This window comes from Sphingomonas trueperi (genome assembly GCF_040545665.1).
GTDB lineage: Bacteria > Pseudomonadota > Alphaproteobacteria > Sphingomonadales > Sphingomonadaceae > Sphingomonas > Sphingomonas trueperi_B.
In genome coordinates this window covers 463,445-478,892 of record NZ_JBEPMH010000002.1, presented here as the reverse complement: position 1 = coordinate 478,892, position 15,448 = coordinate 463,445, and the positions used below count along the sequence as shown (strand labels likewise).

18 protein-coding genes are annotated in these 15,448 nt (G+C 68.7%); 7 read left to right on the top strand and 11 right to left on the bottom strand.

Going from position 1 to position 15,448, the window contains the following annotated elements:
* Positions 1-124 precede the first annotated feature (124 nt).
* Together ABIC65_RS09615 and crcB are read right to left on the bottom strand one after the other, a co-directional pair.
* A complete protein-coding gene (locus tag ABIC65_RS09615; RefSeq protein ID WP_354308294.1) occupies positions 125-1,237 on the bottom strand; it encodes an RluA family pseudouridine synthase in 1,113 nt (370 codons plus the stop codon).
* Positions 1,234-1,614 carry a fluoride efflux transporter CrcB gene (crcB, locus tag ABIC65_RS09610; protein WP_354308293.1) on the bottom strand — a complete coding sequence of 127 codons (381 nt, stop codon included), beginning with the start codon at positions 1,612-1,614 and terminating at the stop codon, positions 1,234-1,236. Before crcB ends, ABIC65_RS09615 begins: the two co-directional genes overlap by 4 nt.
* Positions 1,615-2,282: 668 nt before the next feature.
* Between crcB and ABIC65_RS09605 the strand changes: the two genes are divergently transcribed.
* The gene (locus ABIC65_RS09605; RefSeq protein WP_354308291.1) at positions 2,283-2,486 is read left to right on the top strand and encodes a hypothetical protein; all 204 of its coding nucleotides are present in this window, start codon (positions 2,283-2,285) and stop codon (positions 2,484-2,486) included.
* 515 nt (positions 2,487-3,001) lie between these two features.
* Complete coding sequence (locus tag ABIC65_RS09600; protein ID WP_354308290.1) at positions 3,002-3,229, top strand: hypothetical protein; 228 nt, start codon at positions 3,002-3,004, stop codon at positions 3,227-3,229.
* Between the two features lie 224 nt (positions 3,230-3,453).
* Here the strand turns inward: ABIC65_RS09600 and ABIC65_RS09595 are convergent, their stop codons facing one another.
* Together ABIC65_RS09595 and ABIC65_RS09590 are read right to left on the bottom strand one after the other, a co-directional pair.
* A complete protein-coding gene (locus ABIC65_RS09595) occupies positions 3,454-3,957 on the bottom strand; it encodes a glycine zipper 2TM domain-containing protein (RefSeq protein ID WP_354308289.1) in 504 nt (167 codons plus the stop codon).
* 84 nt (positions 3,958-4,041) lie between these two features.
* Complete coding sequence (locus tag ABIC65_RS09590) at positions 4,042-4,884, bottom strand: class I mannose-6-phosphate isomerase (protein ID WP_354308287.1); 843 nt, start codon at positions 4,882-4,884, stop codon at positions 4,042-4,044.
* Positions 4,885-5,008: 124 nt separating this feature from the next.
* Here ABIC65_RS09590 and ABIC65_RS09585 point away from each other — a divergent pair, with 124 nt between their 5' ends.
* The 3 genes from ABIC65_RS09585 (at position 5,009) to ABIC65_RS09575 (ending at position 8,000) form a co-directional block, all read left to right on the top strand.
* Entirely contained in the window at positions 5,009-5,833 is an 825-nt protein-coding gene (locus tag ABIC65_RS09585) for an outer membrane protein assembly factor BamD (protein WP_354308286.1), read from the top strand.
* A gap of 43 nt (positions 5,834-5,876) precedes the next feature.
* Complete coding sequence (recN, locus tag ABIC65_RS09580) at positions 5,877-7,538, top strand: DNA repair protein RecN (protein ID WP_354308285.1); 1,662 nt, start codon at positions 5,877-5,879, stop codon at positions 7,536-7,538.
* Positions 7,539-7,670: 132 nt separating this feature from the next.
* Entirely contained in the window at positions 7,671-8,000 is a 330-nt protein-coding gene (locus tag ABIC65_RS09575; protein ID WP_313535838.1) for a hypothetical protein, read from the top strand.
* A 188-nt stretch (positions 8,001-8,188) separates the two neighbouring features.
* Here the strand turns inward: ABIC65_RS09575 and ABIC65_RS09570 are convergent, their stop codons facing one another.
* The 5 genes from ABIC65_RS09570 to ABIC65_RS09550 all read right to left on the bottom strand — a co-directional run bounded on the left by ABIC65_RS09570 (position 8,189) and on the right by ABIC65_RS09550 (position 11,305).
* The gene (locus ABIC65_RS09570) at positions 8,189-8,824 is read right to left on the bottom strand and encodes a TMEM175 family protein (protein WP_354308284.1); all 636 of its coding nucleotides are present in this window, start codon (positions 8,822-8,824) and stop codon (positions 8,189-8,191) included.
* 43 nt (positions 8,825-8,867) lie between these two features.
* Positions 8,868-9,419: a hypothetical protein gene (locus ABIC65_RS09565; RefSeq protein WP_354308283.1), complete on the bottom strand. Its 552-nt coding sequence runs from the start codon at positions 9,417-9,419 to the stop codon at positions 8,868-8,870.
* A 78-nt stretch (positions 9,420-9,497) separates the two neighbouring features.
* A complete protein-coding gene (locus ABIC65_RS09560; protein ID WP_354308280.1) occupies positions 9,498-9,650 on the bottom strand; it encodes a hypothetical protein in 153 nt (50 codons plus the stop codon).
* A 47-nt stretch (positions 9,651-9,697) separates the two neighbouring features.
* A complete protein-coding gene (locus ABIC65_RS09555; RefSeq protein ID WP_354308279.1) occupies positions 9,698-10,876 on the bottom strand; it encodes a glycosyltransferase in 1,179 nt (392 codons plus the stop codon).
* Between the two features lie 42 nt (positions 10,877-10,918).
* Positions 10,919-11,305, bottom strand: a complete 387-nt coding sequence (locus ABIC65_RS09550) for a glycine zipper 2TM domain-containing protein (protein ID WP_354308277.1) — start codon at positions 11,303-11,305, stop codon at positions 10,919-10,921.
* 58 nt (positions 11,306-11,363) lie between these two features.
* Between ABIC65_RS09550 and ABIC65_RS09545 the strand changes: the two genes are divergently transcribed.
* Together ABIC65_RS09545 and ABIC65_RS09540 are read left to right on the top strand one after the other, a co-directional pair.
* Positions 11,364-11,834, top strand: a complete 471-nt coding sequence (locus ABIC65_RS09545; protein ID WP_354308276.1) for a cupin domain-containing protein — start codon at positions 11,364-11,366, stop codon at positions 11,832-11,834.
* A gap of 437 nt (positions 11,835-12,271) precedes the next feature.
* Positions 12,272-12,673 carry a low affinity iron permease family protein gene (locus ABIC65_RS09540; protein ID WP_354308275.1) on the top strand — a complete coding sequence of 134 codons (402 nt, stop codon included), beginning with the start codon at positions 12,272-12,274 and terminating at the stop codon, positions 12,671-12,673.
* A 6-nt stretch (positions 12,674-12,679) separates the two neighbouring features.
* Here ABIC65_RS09540 and ABIC65_RS09535 read toward each other — a convergent pair whose 3' ends face one another.
* Both ABIC65_RS09535 and ABIC65_RS09530 read right to left on the bottom strand, forming a co-directional pair.
* Positions 12,680-13,507 carry an ABC transporter substrate-binding protein gene (locus tag ABIC65_RS09535; protein WP_354308274.1) on the bottom strand — a complete coding sequence of 276 codons (828 nt, stop codon included), beginning with the start codon at positions 13,505-13,507 and terminating at the stop codon, positions 12,680-12,682.
* The gene (locus ABIC65_RS09530) at positions 13,504-15,354 is read right to left on the bottom strand and encodes a TonB-dependent receptor plug domain-containing protein (RefSeq protein ID WP_354308273.1); all 1,851 of its coding nucleotides are present in this window, start codon (positions 15,352-15,354) and stop codon (positions 13,504-13,506) included. Before ABIC65_RS09530 ends, ABIC65_RS09535 begins: the two co-directional genes overlap by 4 nt.
* Positions 15,355-15,448: the final 94 nt, after the last annotated feature.

Genomic DNA, 15,448 nt, shown 5'->3' with positions numbered 1-15,448 from the left:
GCACCGTCATCCCGGCGGAAGCCGGGATCCATTCGCCACTCCGGCGCGGTAGGCGCCGCAACGGCGACCCTAATGGATCCCGGCTTTCGCCGGGATGACGACGGTAGTGGAGGCAGGCGCACGCCTACTTCTTCTCGCCCCGGCCCCGCCGTTCGCCGCGGCGTTCCTTGCGGTAGTTCTTGGCGTGCGCCTTGGCCTTCTGCTTGAGCAGTTCCTTGCTCATCGGCGGGGGGCCATCGTCGATCTCCAGCGCATTGCCTACCGACAGGTCGAAGCCGAGCGTGTGCATCGATTCCGCGAAATGGTGCGGCAGCTCGGCGCGGACGTCGATCCGGCCGCCATCGGGATGGTCGATGCGGATGCGGCGCGCATGGAGGTGCATCTTGCGGCTGATGCCGCCGGTGAGGAACGCTTCCTGCAACCCGTATTTCCCGTCGCCGACGATCGGGTGGCCGATCGCCGCCATGTGGACGCGAAGCTGGTGGGTGCGGCCGGTGAAGGGCTGGAGCTCGACCCAGGCGCAGCGGTTGCCGGCCATCTCGATCACCCGGTAGCGGGTGCGGGCGGGCTGGCCCTCTTCCATGTCGACCTGCATCTTCTCGCCGCCGGTGCCCGGCTGCTTGCCGATCGGCAGCTCGATAAAGCCATCCTCGATCTCCGGCACGCCCATCACCAGCGCCCAGTAGATCTTCCGCGCGGTGCGGCTGGAGAAGCTCTTCGAGAAGAACGCAGCGGCGCGCGCCGACCTCGCAATCAGCAATGCGCCCGACGTGTCCTTGTCGAGCCGGTGGACCAGCTTGGGGCGCCCTTCGGCTTCGAACCACAGGCCGTCGAGCAGCTCGTCGACATGCTCGAAGGTCTTGGTGCCGCCCTGGGTTGCGAGGCCCGGCGGCTTGTTGAGCACGAGTGCTGCGTCGTCTCGGTGGATCACCAGCGACTGCGCGAACGCGGTCTGTTCCGCGCTGAGCGGCTTGGGCGCACGCTTGGCGCGCGGCGCCGCGGCGGCGGCGGCCTTGGCCGGCTCGGCCGGGGGCACGCGGATCTGCTGGCCGGCGGCAATGCGGTCGCCCGGCGTGGCGCGGGAGCCGTCGACGCGGAGCTGGCCCGTCCGCGCCCAGCGCGAGACGATGTTGAAGCTGACATCGGGCAGATGCCGCTTGAACCAGCGGTCCAGCCGGATGCCGTCATCGTCATAGCCGACGACGAACTGGCGGACGCCGTCCTCGTTGCCGCTCATGCCGTCACCGCCCGCGCCAGCGTCATGCCGATGGCGACCGCGCCGATCGCGCCGATCACCGAGGCGAGGACATAGCCGATCGCCGTCAGCAGGTCGCCGCGCTCGATCATCGCGAAGGTTTCGAGCGAGAAGGACGAGAAGGTGGTGAAGCCGCCGAGCACGCCGACGCCGAGCAGCAGCCGCGCCTGTTCAGCATTGGGACCGAAGCGGAGTAGGCTGGCGCCGAGCAGCCCCATCAGGAAACCGCCGACGATGTTGACGGCGAGCGTCCCCCAGGGGAAGGCCGGGCCGAGCAAGGCGACGCCGGCGCGGCCAACGCCGTAGCGGGCCGCGGAGCCGATGGCCCCGCCGAGCATCACGAGAAAAAGATTGGGCATGCCGCGCCCCTAGCGCGAATCGGGGCAAAGGGGAAGTTTCAGGGTTGGTGGTTGTCCGGGACCCGGGACAGCTGCTGCGGCAGGCGGCAGTCGCGGGCCTTAAGTTCACAAAGTTCACGCATATGCGCAATTCGACAAGGGGCAGATCGGGACTTGCGAGCGCGCAAAGTTGCCAAAGTTCACATGCATGCGCGTTCACATAAGCGCGCGAGCAGGCGCACCCGAGCCACCAGGGCGAACGATGCGCGCGTCCGCGAGACGTGCTGTCGCCGTGGACGGGCAGGGGAGAAGCCGAACCTTGTCAAAGAGCGGTGCCGGATTGCGGCTGGGATGTGTACATATAGGGAACGCCCCCAAGGGGGACAAGCGCGGCAATCTGAAAGCGGTCGCTTGTTCGATCGCCGAGACAAGCCGTTGCGCTCAGGTAATGATCGGAGTGTCGGAGCGGGCGATCGTTAAGCAAAGCGCGGTACCAGTTGCTCGTCGTCACCTTCGCGCTTTCCAAGCGCGTTCTTGGTGGAGCCCGAGAAGGATGCCGGCTGGTTGTGGCGGCGACTGGATCGTACGTGGTTTTACGGAACGTACGCCCGAACGATAACCGACCTGGCGGAAGGAGCGTTGGTGTGAGTGCGAGAGATCACTCTGCGGGACGAGAGATTGTCGATTGCGTGGACGAGGGCCTGCATAGCGGCGCGACCGTCCAGCTCTATCTCCGGGCGCGCGCCGAGCCCCTTGCCATCGTTCGCATCAACAAGAGCCAGTTTTCGGTCCGCGTCTATACGCAGGCCGGGGAGTTTTTCGACTTTGCGTACAGCGCGATCGAGGGCGCGAAGTACAAACGCCCGCCGGTGATGGACCTGTCCGGCGTCTGAAACGACCGGGCTGTGGCGCACGGCGAGCTGTTGACGCGGATGCGGTGAGTGGCCGGACTTGGTGGCAAGCGGTCCTACGCTCCCTTCAGCGAACTGATTTCGGACGGCACTGGGTGGCGGACGGGGGCATGTTCGGCGACGAAGTCCTGGGCGGTGTAGCGGAGCAATGCCGGTTCGTCGTCCAGGTATAGAGCGGCATCCGTGTCTCCATCTCCCTCTCCCGCTTGCGGGAGAGGGCCGGGGTGAGGGTGACTCGGGCGAAGGAGAGGGCTGCATTCGCCCCACGCACCCTCACCCTTCCGCCGCCTGGCGGCGGCTCCCTCCCTCTACCGCAGGCGGGAGAGGGGAAGTCCGGCCGGTCGCGATGGACCACCTAAAAAACCTATTAGCGCTCTGCCACCGGACTATTCCGCAGAAACAAACCACTCAGCGACCATTTGCATTCCCGCTGACGCACGCAAACATCCCAACGTGTCCTACCTTGATAACACAGTTTCACACCCCACATCCCGACCATGTTCAACGCACTCTCGCTGCTGATCGGGCTGGTGGCGCTGCCCTTTGCGCTGGTGGGGATCATTCCGTTCCCCTTCGTGCCGCTGATCAACTGGATCGCCTTCCCGATCGCGCTCACCGGCACGGTGGTGGGGATGCTCTCGCGCGGGACGGCGGGGCGGAACCTGAACCTGCTGATCCTGATCATCAGCGGGGTGCGGCTGATGCTGACCGGCGGGTTCATCTGATCGCTGCCGCTATGGCGGCGCTTTGTCACTCATCGTCATCCCGGCGAAAGCCGGGATCCAGTCGCCTCTACGCTGCCGCTCTTTCTGAGAGGGAGCGCCAATGGATTCCGGCTTTCGCCGGAATGACGGCGTACCAAGCGGGGGGCGTCTTTCCGACGTGACTCGGCAGCGCAAACAAAAGGGGCCCGGCGAACCGGACCCCTCTTCGTGCAGGCCGTCAGGCCTTAGCGGCAGCGGACGTTGCCGCGGTCCACCGAGCGGCCGAGCGCGCCGCCTGCGACTGCACCCAGCAGCGTGCCCAGCGTCGCATTGCCGCCCGAGGACAGCGCGTTGCCCAGCAGGCCGCCGCCCAGGCCGCCGACGATCAGGCCGGTCGTGCCGTCGTTGCGGCGGCAATAATAGCGATTGTCACGGCCGCGATAAATCCGGTCGTTCCGGCTCAGGCGGCGTTCCTGATAATAGCGGCCGTCGCGATAATATTGGTCGGCATAGTAACGCTGCTGGCCGGGGCCGGGGCGGTTATAGTCATAGTTGCGGAAGCGGCGCCAATCGCCGCGATCCGCGCCATGGCCGCGGCCCGGGCCGCGATCGTTCCAGCGGCCGTCGCGGTCGCGGCCATGATCGCGGTCCTGCCAATGGGCGTCGCGATTTTGCCAGCCCTGCGCCATTGCCGGCACCGTCGGCAGAGTGAGTGCCGCCGCCGCGGCGGCTACGAACAACATGCGCATTGGGACATTTTCCTTGTCGTTATCGATGCGTGCCGAACGTGCCACGGCGGCGGCAAGTTGCGTGAACATGAAACTACGTGTGGTTCACGCGGCGTCCATCGACGGGACACGTGCGTCGCCCGGATAGGCGAACAGCAAGTCGCTGCCGACCGCCGCCTCCAGCTCGACATGGCCTTCGAGCGTCAGGCACTCGCCCGCCTTGAAGGCGACGCCGTCGACCGCGCCTTCGCCCTTCACCGGGATCAGCCAGCCGGTCGTGCCTTCCGGCAGATCGAAGCGGCGGTGGCCGCCCTCCCAGCGCTCGAGCACGAACTTGGGGCCCTCGACGAGGATCGTGCGGTTCGGGGCGACGGCGCCCGGCATCGGGTGCGGCACGAAGGGCACCGGCTCGGCGACGGCGATGCCCTGGTCGAGATGCAGCTCGCGCGGGCGGCCGTAATCATAGAGGCGATAGGTGGTCTCGCTGTTCTGCTGGACCTCGATCAGCGTGATTCCCGCGCCGATCGCGTGCACCGTGCCCGAGGCCGAGTAGAAAAAGTCGCCTGCCTTGACCGGCTTCCAGTCGAGCATGTCCTCGATCGATCCGTCGAGTGCGCCCGCGCGGAGTTCCTCGCGGGTATAGGGCTGCTTGGTGCCGAGCGCGATCGTCGAATCGGGCTGGGCGTCGAGGATCACCCAGCATTCGTCCTTGCCGCGCGGCAGCCCGGCGGCGTGCGCCTGCTCGTCGTTCGGGTGGACCTGGACGGACAATTTCTCGCTGGTGAACAGATACTTGATCAGCAGGTCCGGGGTGCTGTCGCCCGGCGTCTGGAACCACACTTCGCCGACCGGATCGCCGTCCTTGGCGGGATCGGCAAAGCCCGGATACAGGGTGTGGCGGCCCCAGGGTTTTTCGACGCGGTGGGTGGCGAGTAGCGTGGCGGGCACGGAAGATCCCCTTCAATTACGGTCACGGAAACGGGAGCGCATGTGGCCCGAAGCAGGTTCCGCCGCAATCCCGCCCCGAAAAGGATTGTTTGCAGCCACGGCCCCGGTCTAAGAACCCCGCCATATGCGTAGTCCTCTGCCTCGCGCGCTTGCGTTCGCGCTTCTTCCGGTGTTCGCCCTTTCCGTCGCCGGCTGCGCCAAGCGCGGCGGGGTGAAGGACCTTCCCTATGTCGCCCGCGACGTCGGCACCCTGTACAGCACGGCCAAGCAGAAGCTGGACCAGCACCAGTACAAGCTCGCCGCCGCGCTGTTCGACGAAGTGGAGCGCCAGCATCCCTATTCGGTCTGGGCGCGGCGCGCGCAGCTGATGGGCGCGTTCAGCTATTATCTGAACCGTGACTATGCCGAAGCGATCGCCTCGGCGCAGCGCTTCCTGGCGGTGCACCCGGGCAACCGCGATGCGCCCTATGCCTATTATCTGATCGGCATTTCCTATTACGAGCAGATCAGCGACGTCACCCGCGACCAGAAGATCACCCAGCAGGCGCTCGATTCGCTCGGCGAGCTGATTCGCCGCTACCCGAACTCGAAATACGCGGCCGATGCGCGGCTGAAGCTCGACCTGGTGCGCGACCACCTGGGCGGCAAGGAAATGGAAGTCGGCCGCTTCTACGAGGCGCGCGGCCAGTGGCTGGCGGCGGCGCTGCGCTTCCGCAACGTGGTCGACAACTATCAGATGACCACCCATGTGCCCGAGGCGCTGATGCGCCTGACCGAGAGCTATCTCGCGATGGGCGTGCCGGAGGAAGCCAACAAGGCCGCCGCGGTGCTGGGCGCCAATTATCCGGGCACCGACTGGTACAAGCATGCGTACGAGCTGATGCAGGAAAACCAGGACAAGGTGGCCGCGGCTGCCAAGGCCAGCCCGCCGCCCAAGCCCGCGAGCTGAAACCACTTTCGTTCTTCTCCTGTTCCTGCGATAGGGGGCCGCGATGCTGACCGCGCTATCCATTCGCGACGTGGTGCTGATCGAGGCGCTGGACCTGGAGTTCGGCGAAGGGCTCGGCGTGCTGACCGGCGAGACCGGGGCGGGCAAGTCGATCCTGCTCGACGCGCTGGGGCTGGCGCTGGGCGCGCGTGCCGACAGCGGGCTGGTCCGCAGCGGCGCAGGCCAGGCGGTGGTGGTGGCGAGCTTCGTGCCGCCCGCCGCCGATGGCGAGATCGCCAACCTCTTCGCGCAGAACGGCATGGAGCTGGAACCGGGCGAGCCGCTGCTCGTCCGCCGGCTGGTCAAGGCCGATGGCGGCAGCCGGGCGTTCGTCAACGACCAGCCCGCGTCGGCGGGCTTCCTGCGCGAGCTGGCGCCGCACCTCGTCGAGATCCACGGACAGCATGACGATCGCGGGCTGCTCAACCCGCGCGGGCACCGGCTGCTGCTCGATTCCTTCGGGCGCTGCGACACGGGGCCGGTGGCGATCGCGCACCGCGCCTGGCGCGCGGCCGAGGATGCGCTGGCGGTGGCGCGCGCCGAGCAGGACAGTGCCGAGCGCGACCGCGAGTGGCTGGAGCATGCCGTTACTGAGCTTGCCGCGCTCGCGCCCGAGGAGGGTGAGGAGGAACGGCTCGCCGAGCGCCGCGCGTCGATGCAGCGGGGCGAGAAGATCGCCACCGACCTGCAGGGGATCGCCGATCTGCTCGAAGGCTCGGACGGCGGGCTCGCCCGGCTGCGGCAGGCGGCGCGGATCCTGGAGCGCGTGTCCGACGATCACGAAGCGCTGGCCGAGGCGCTGGCCGCGATCGACCGCGCGATCACCGAGGGCAGCGAGGCGCAAGCGCAGGTCGATGCCGCGGCCGAGGCGCTGGCCTTCGATCCCGCCGCGCTGGAGGCGGACGAGGCCCGGCTGTTCGAGCTGCGCGGCGTGGCCCGAAAGCATCGGGTGCAGCCGGACGAACTCCCCGCGCTGCTCGCAGAGCTGTCCGGACGGATGGAGCGGCTGACCAGCGGCGGTGCAGGCATCGCCAGGCTCGTGAAGGCGGCAACGCAAGCGCATGCCGCCTATCGCGAGGCGGCGCAGACCCTCTCCGCGATGCGCACCATGGCGGCGGCGCGGCTGGATGCGGCGGTCGCGACCGAGCTCAAGCCGCTCAAGCTCGATGCCGCGCGCTTCCGGACTGTGGTCGAGCCGCTCGACGAGCACCAGTGGAGTGCCGCCGGCATGGACCGGGTGGAGTTCGAGGTTTCGACCAACCCCGGCGCGCCCTTCGCCCCGCTGATGAAGATCGCCAGCGGCGGCGAGCTCTCGCGCTTCATCCTCGCGATGAAGGTGGCGCTGGCGGAAGAGGGCGGCGCGCGGACGCTGATCTTCGACGAGATCGATCGCGGCGTCGGCGGCGCGGTGGCCGATGCGATCGGCGAGCGGCTGGCGCGGCTGGCGCAGGGCTCGCAGTTGCTGGTGGTCACCCACAGCCCGCAGGTCGCGGCGCGCGGGGCGCGGCACCTGCTGATCGCCAAGAGCCATGACGGCATCGTCACGCGCACCGGCGTCACCCCGCTCACCCCCGAGCAGCGCCGCGAGGAGATCGCCCGGATGCTCTCGGGTGCCGAGATCACCCCCGAGGCCCGCGCCCAGGCGGAGCGGCTGCTCGCTGCCTGAACCTGAACAAAGGTCGCAGGCTTGCGACAATTGGTGACGCAAAATTGCGGGTGGTGGGACAAAATCGCGACATCGGCGTTCCACAACGGCTCTCGACCGCAGGGGCGGTCCAGTCGAATTGAGGAGTATCCGATGAAGAAGTTCATGCTGCTGATCGCCGGCCTTGGTGTCGCCACCGCCGCCGTTCCCGCTTCGGCGCAGCCGGGCTGGCAGAACATCAACGCCCGCCAGGATCGCATCGAGCAGCGCATCAACCAGGGCATCCGCTCCGGTTCGCTCAGCCGCCGCGAGGCGACGCAGATCCGCAACGAATATCGCGGCCTGGTGCGCCTGGAGGCCCGCTACCGCGCCTCGCGCCCCGGCCTGACGATGCAGGAGCGCCGCGATCTCGACCGTCGCTACGACGCGCTGTCGGCCAAGGTCCGCTACGAGAAGCACGACCGCAACAACCACCGTCGCTGATCGCAGCGACGGATGAACGAGACGGGCCTCGCCGCACGGCGGGGCCCGCTTTCTGTGGGAATTTCGGAGAACCCCCGTCCGTCATCCCGGCGAAAGCCGGGATCCATTCGCCACTCGGTAGCAGCTCGAGCTGACACGGAGACCCCAATGGATCCCGGCTTTCGCCGGGATGACGGCTGGAGGAAGGGTCACCCGCGCGGGGGCGATACTCTCTGGAGCAGCAGCCGCCACAAGGGGATCGTCGCCAGCGTCATCTGCGAGGCGAAGGGCAGCACCAGCGCCATCGCGAAGGCCGAAATCGTCCCCAGCAGCGTCGCGAGCCCGCGCTGGCGGATCACCCGGCAATGCGCCTTGGCGACTCGCTCGCCAACCACCGGCGCGGAGGTCGCCAGCCGCTGCACCCAGATATTGGCGAGCGCGATCAGCATCATCCAGAAGGCGTAGAGCGCCGAGGGCACCCGGAACCCGTAATATTCGGACGAGAAGGCGGTGAAGAACGGCATCGCCGCCACCGTGCTGAGCAGGCAGAGATTGGGCAGGATCAGCCTGGGCGACCAGTGGCGGGCGCAATCGAAGGCGCGGTGATGCGCGGCCCAGAAGGCGCCGATCACGAAGAACGACACGAAGAAGCTGAGGAACTTCACCCACAGATGCGCCAGCGCCTGCAGGAACGCGGCGTCGGTAAGGGGCGGGTGGATCTCCGGGACGTGGATCTCGATGATCAGCAGCGTGATCGCGATCGCGAACACCGCGTCCGAGAAGAAGATCAGGCGCTCGATCGCATGGCCGGGCCCATGCGTATCGGGCGCGTGCGTGGTCTGCATGCCGTGTCCCCCTGTTTGCCCCGGCATTCAGGATAGCAGGCGATCAGCTCTCCGTCTTGGGCGGCGTGCGGCGGGTGCGCGGCTTGGTGGCGGTGTCGGCATTCTTGCGCGTGCGGCGCGGCGGCGGGGCTTTGGCGACCGGTGCGGGCTTGGCGTCCGCGGCGGCGGGTGCCGCGGCCGGTTCCGCCGCGGCGGCGGGCTTTGCGGTCGCGGGCTTGCGGGTGCGGCGGACCGGCGCGGGCTTGGCGGCAGGCGCATCCTCGGCAGGCGCGGCCGATGTGGCGGCCGGCTTGCGGATCCGCTTCACGGCAGGCTTGGCGGGCGTTGCCGCCGCTTCGGTTGCAGCCGGTGCGGGCGTGGCTGCGGGCGCTGGCGTAGGTGCCGGCGCGGCTTCGGTCTTGCTGCTGTCGCCCTTGATCCGCTGGGCGAGCGCGACCAGCCCCGAGGCGAGCAGATCGGCGATCACCGGGTGCTTGGCGAGGGCGGTGAGCTGGCGGCGGGCCTCCTTGGGCAGCTTGATGCCGTCGATCACCTTGGGCAGGAACGAGGTCTTCTTGCCGTCCTTCTTCGCCTTCTTCTCTTTCTTGCCGGCCATGCCGCACCTCCCTCTCTGGGTGAAGCGGCCAGCTTCCGCCAAGCGATTCGCGCTGTCAACGTTTGGCGGCGGACGCGCTCAGTGGTGAGTCTGCTCGTCGGCTTCGAATTCGAAGACGATGTCGAAATCGGTGTCGGCCGGTCCGGCGGCGGCGCGACGCAGACGACGCGGCGGCAGCGCGGCCGGGGCATGGCGCCGGCGCGGCGATCGATAGGGCTTGGGCTTCTGCATCACGGGCTCCTTCAGCCCCCCGAAGCTACGAACCCCTGCAGATACGCTCAGGTTCCGCGATGCCCGGCGACGAGCCGTTCGAGGTGCCGGTGCAATCGTTCGCTATTGGCCTCCCAGGTGAACGGCGCGGCGATACGCCGGACGTCCTCGGGGGAAGGGGGCGCGGCGAGCAGATCGGCGATGCCGGCGGCGAGCGCGGCGGGGGTGCGCTCGACGATGCGGCCGGCGCTGGGCGCGGTCACCACCTGTCGCGCGCCGCCCACGTCCGGGATCACGATCGGCGTGCCGCTGGCGAGCGCCTCGAGCCACGCATTGGCCAGCCCTTCGGAGGACGAGGCCAGCGCCATCACGTCGGCGGCGGCGAGCAGTTCGGCGATCCGCTCCGGGGGCAGGGGGCCGCACAGCCGGATGCGATCGCGACAGCCGAGCGCAGCGATGCGCGCGGCGAGCCGCTCGGCTTCCGGTCCCTGGCCGGCAATGGCGAGGTGGACGCCGGGCAGGCCGGCGACCGCGTCGATCAGCAGGTCGTGCCCCTTGAGCGGGATCAGCGCGCCGACCGAAGCGACCAGCGGCCCGTGGATCCCCATCGCCTGCTTGGCGGCGCCGCGGTCGCGCGGGGCGAAGCGGGCGAGGTCAACGCCGGTGACGATACAGTCGGTCCGCTCGGCGGGCATGCCAAGCGCGATCATGTCGTCGCGCAGTGCCAGCGATACCGCAAGGAGGCCGTCCGCCGCTTGTCCCGCGCGCACGATCTGGCGGGCGATGGCGGGGCGGCGAGTCCATTGGTGGATGTCCGAGCCGCGCGCCTTGATCGAGACCGGCACGTCGAAGGCCTTGCCCAGCGCGATCGCGGCGGGGCCGTCGGGGAAGAAGAACTCGGCATTGATCACGTCGAAGGGGAAGTCGCGGCGCAACGCGGCCAGCATCGGGCGGAGCGCGCGGGCGAGCATCGCGGCATGGAAGCGGCCGCCGGTGCCGGGCAGGTTCAGGAAGCGCGGGCGGTGGACGGTCAGGCCGTTCCAGTCCTCGCGCGGGGGCTGATCGGCGAGCGCGGCATAGCGCGGATGGCGATCGAGCGGGAAGGGCGGCAACCCGCGCGGGGCGACCACCCGCACCTCCACCCCGTCCCGCGCCGCAAGCGCCCGCGTCTGGCGCTCGACGAAGATGCCGAAATTCGGGCGCGCGGCGTCCGGGAACAGGGTGGAGAGAACGAGGACGCGAAGCATGCCCCGGGGTGTCTACCACCCCGGGGTTAATGCTTCAGCGCATCAGCGGCAGTTGCTGCCGCCCTTTTCGATCGCGCGGCCGGCGAGAGCGCCGGCGACGCCGCCGAGCAGGGTGCCGGTCATGCGGTCGCCATCGGTATCGATGGTGCGGCCAAGCAGCGCGCCGCCGACCGCACCTACCACGGTGCCGGTGGTGCCATCAGGCTTGCGGCAATAGCGGCGGCCGTCGCGGCCGCGCCACTCGCGATAGGCGTAACGGCGGTTGTCGTCGCGGTAGCGGCGATCGTCGCGATACCGGCGGTCGTCACGGTCACGATAATAACGGTCCTGGCCGATCGACGCCTTGGCCTCGGCCTGGGTGGCGGGCAGCACGACCGCGGCGGGAATGGCGAGCGCAGCGGCGCTGAGCGAAAGCAGAAGGGTACGCATGGGATACTCCCCGAGTTGTTGTTGATGAAGTGAACGTGTCGGGTTTAATCCCGGTTGCATGAACCCAATACTACGTCGCGTTCAGGCAGGAGGCAGGCAGTTGGACGAGGCGCGGGCGATCATCGAGCGACTGGGGCTGGCGGCGCATCCCGAGGGCGGCTGGTACCGCGAGACATGGCGCGCGCCCGCCGAGGGGAAAACGCGGTCGCCGGGCACGGGGATCCTGTTCCTGCTCGAGTTCGGGCAGCGCTCGCACTGGCACCGGGTGGATGCCGACGAACTGTGGCTCTGGCACGCCGGATCGCCGCTCGAGCTGCTGATCGAGGGTGTCGATGGGGCAATCGAGCGGATCGTGCTCGGCGGCGACGTGCTGGTGGGCCAAGTGCCGCAGGCGCGCGTGCCCGCCGGTCGCTGGCAGGCGACCGAGGCGTCGCAGGGCTGGGGGCTGGTGAGCTGCGTGGTGGTACCGGGCTTCGATTTTGCCGGGTTCGAGCTGGCCGCGCCGGGCTGGGCGCCGCCGGGGTTCTGAGCACGGGTTATCCCCGTTATCCACAGTATCAACAGGCGATGCCGCTTGGTGCGACTCGCCGCGAGTGAGACCCTCGGACTTGCAGGAAGGCTGGCGGCGCGGAGGGAAACCGAGGCGAAATCAGCAGCTTGCGAGCTGGTGTCGGCGCTGGTGCCTTCGGGAAACCGCGCGACCCGGCAGGTGCGCGGCGTTCGCCCCTCCCGGTGGCGGTTCGCGTGCCGAACCGGCGATCGTCCCCCTGCCGGGACGCTTGCCGCAGGCCGCCGACGGGCCAGGCGATGCGCTTCGGCGCACCACCCGACCGGCCGGCGACATGGGGGGCTGGCGGCAACGTCGGCCCCCCTTTAGCGTCCGGCCCTCAGACCGCGGTATAGCCCCGATTGGCAAGCGCCCGGCGCACGCGCATAGCGATGCCCACACGGATCGGGAGCATCGGCTTGGGACGCATTTTCGAACGGTTCGCGCAAAGCGTCGCGGGATGGGCGGGCCGCCCGCCGGCCTTCGCCTTCGCTTTCCTGATCATCGTCGTGTGGGGCGCGAGCGGGCCGATCTTCCACTGGTCGGACACCTGGCAGCTGGTGATCAACACCGGCACCACCATCGTCACCTTCCTGATGGTGTTCCTGATCCAGAATGCGCAGAACCGCGACGCCGCCGCGCTGCAGGCCAAGCTGGACGAAGTGATCCGCGCGGTCGACAAGGCGCGCAACGAGTTCATCGGCATCGAGCATCTGAGTGAGAAGCAGCTGCTCGCCATTCGCGACCGGCTGGAGCGCGAATTCGGCGAGGCGGCTCCGATCCCGCATGAGACGATCGAGAAGGTGATCGCGCGCCGCTGAGGCGGCTCAGCGGACCTGGCGGCGAATCTCGGCGAGGCGCGCGAGGGCTGCGGGGATCACTGGGCCGCCGCAATTGACGAGGCTTCGCGAGAACTGCGCCTGGGTGACCTTGAGGCCGGTCTCGGCGATGGCGCGCTTGCGCAGGATCGCGGCGCGCGAATCACCGTCATGGCCCGCGGCCTCGGGGGCGAGCATCACGCGGGGCGGGTCGGCGATCACCCGCTCCATCGGCAGATGGCCTGTATGGGTGAGGCCGTAATGCGCGGCCTGGTTGGAAAAGCCGGCGGTGGTCATCAGGTCGTCGAGCAGCGTCTTGCCGCCGGTAACGAGGTTGCCGCCGATCCACAGCAGCGCGGGGGCCTTTGAGCCCTTCCAGCGTGTGGCCGCCACCGCCGCGTCGATGCGGGCGTTGAGCGCGGCGCCCTTGGCGGGCGTGCCGACGGCGGCGGCGAGTTCGGTCACCTGCGCCTTGCTGTCGGCGATCGAGGGCGGGATATTGAGGTAGAGCACCTTCAGCCCGGCGCGGGCAAAGGCTTCGCGAGTCGAGGGGGCGGTAAAGCTGCTCGCGACCACCAGGTCGGGCCTGAGGCCGATCACTTCCTCCGCGGTGCCGTTATTGCCGCGGAAGCGGCGCGCGACGTCGAGCGGGATCGAGGTCGAGTCGGCGCGCTGCGAATAATGGCTGATCGCGGCGATCCGCGACGGCGGCACCAGTTCCATGAGCGTCGCATCGGCGCAGGGGTTCATCGAGACGATACCCCCGCCGCCCTGGGACGGCGGCGCCGCGCAGCCCGCGAGCCCCAGGCAGGCGAGCAGCGCGGCGCCGAACCTCACTGGAAGCGCACCCGCACGCCGCCAAAGGCAGCGCGGCCATAGGTGCCGTAGCCGGTGATCTGCTGGTAGCGCACGTCGCCGATATTATCGACGCGGCCATAGACCGAAAGCAGCTTCGTCACCGGCATCTCCGCCCGCACGCTGGCCAGCGCATAGCCGTCGATCGGGGTGCGGTTGCCGACATCGTTGAAGCTGTCGCCGACCATCGTCACGGTGCCGCCGATCGCGAGCCCGAAGGGGAAGCGATAATCGGCCGAGACATTGGCGGTGTCGCGCGGGCGGCGCGGCAGGTCGTTGCCGAGATAGCCTGCGCTGCGGTTCTCCGAGAAGACATGGGTGAAATTCGCCCGCACCGTCAGCGCCGTGACCGGCTGGAGCAGCGCTTCGAGCTCGACACCCTCCGCGCGGGTCTTGTTGAGGTTGTAATAGGTCGAGGTATCGAAGTTATAGTCGATCTGGTTGTCCGAATCGCGATGGAACCAGGTGGCCCCCAGGGCGACCTTGCCGCCGGCCAGCGTCTGCCGCACGCCCGCTTCATAGCTCTTCGCGGTCTCGGGCCGGAGGGCGCGATCGCCATAGGCGCTATAGAGCTGGTAGAGCGTCGGCGCCTTGAAGCCCTCGCCGAAGCTGGCGTGGAGCACCGTGCTGGCGGTCGCGCGCACCGCGAGGTCGCCGTTCCAGGTCCAGTGGCCGCCGAACGTGTCGTGGTCGTCGTGGCGGATGCCGCCGGTCAGCGTGACCGGTGCTACCGGCGTGACGATCGCCTGGCCGTAGAAGCTGGTGATGCCCACCGAATAGCGCCCGGCGCTGCCGAAGCCCTCGTCATAGCGGATGCGGCTCTGCTCATGCTCGGCGCCGAACACCAGCCGGAGCTGCTCGGCGAGCGTGGCGTCGCCCTGGTAGGTGTAGCGCTCGGCGCGGCCACGGTAGCGATAGGCGATCGACGAATCGTCGTTATAGCCGTCGCGGTGGATGTCGGAGAGGGTGAAGCCCAGCCGGTTGTGCAGCCTGCCGCCGAACGCCTCGTTCTTCAGCCCGGCATAGCCGTAAATCTCCTGCGTCTTGGCGTATTCGTTCGTATCGCCGAAGTCGTAGGTGGGGGGCGCATAGCCGTCGAGATCGACCTTGCTGTCGGCATAATAGCCGCGCAGGTCGAGCGCTAGCCCGGGGGTCAGCTGCACCTCGACATTGCCGGTCGCGCCGACCTGGCGATAGCCGTCCGCCTCCCTGCCGTTCGCTGCCGCCGAAATGCCGTCGGTGGTGAGATAGCCCGCGGTCAGCCCGGCGGTGATCCGGTCGTTGCCGCCGGCGATCGCGGCATTGCCGTTGAACGTGCCGAACGATCCGCCCTCCGCATTGCCGCGGACATGCAGGCCCTGCGCACCCTGGAGCGTCGTCACGTTGACCACGCCGCCGATCGCCTGGCTGCCCCAGATCACCGAATTGGGCCCGCGGAGCACCTCGACGCGCTCCACCGACCCGGCGAGCAGGCTGGCGAAGTTGTACGCACCGCCGGTCGCGGAGGGATCGCCCACGCGGATGCCGTCGATCAGCACCAGCGTCTGGTCGCTCTGCGCCCCGCGGATGCTGAGCGCGGTCGCGGTGCCGAGTCCGCCATTGCGGACGACGGTGACGCCGGGGGTGGTGGCGAGCAGGTCCGAGAGCGCCACGGTCTGGCGCTGCTCGATCTCGTCGCGATCGATGGTGGTGATCGACCGCCCGACCGTATCGGCGCGCTGGGCGACGCCGCTGGCGACGACGACGATGCGGTCGTCGTCGGGATCGGCATGGGCCACCAGCGGCGCGAGCGCGGCGGTGGCGAACAGGGAAAGCTTGAAGAACTGCATTGGTACAGACACCCGGTATGGGGAGCGCGCTGCTCCCGCATGGTTTGGTGTCGCTCACACGGGGATTTCAGCCCCGATCACCCGGTGCACCCCG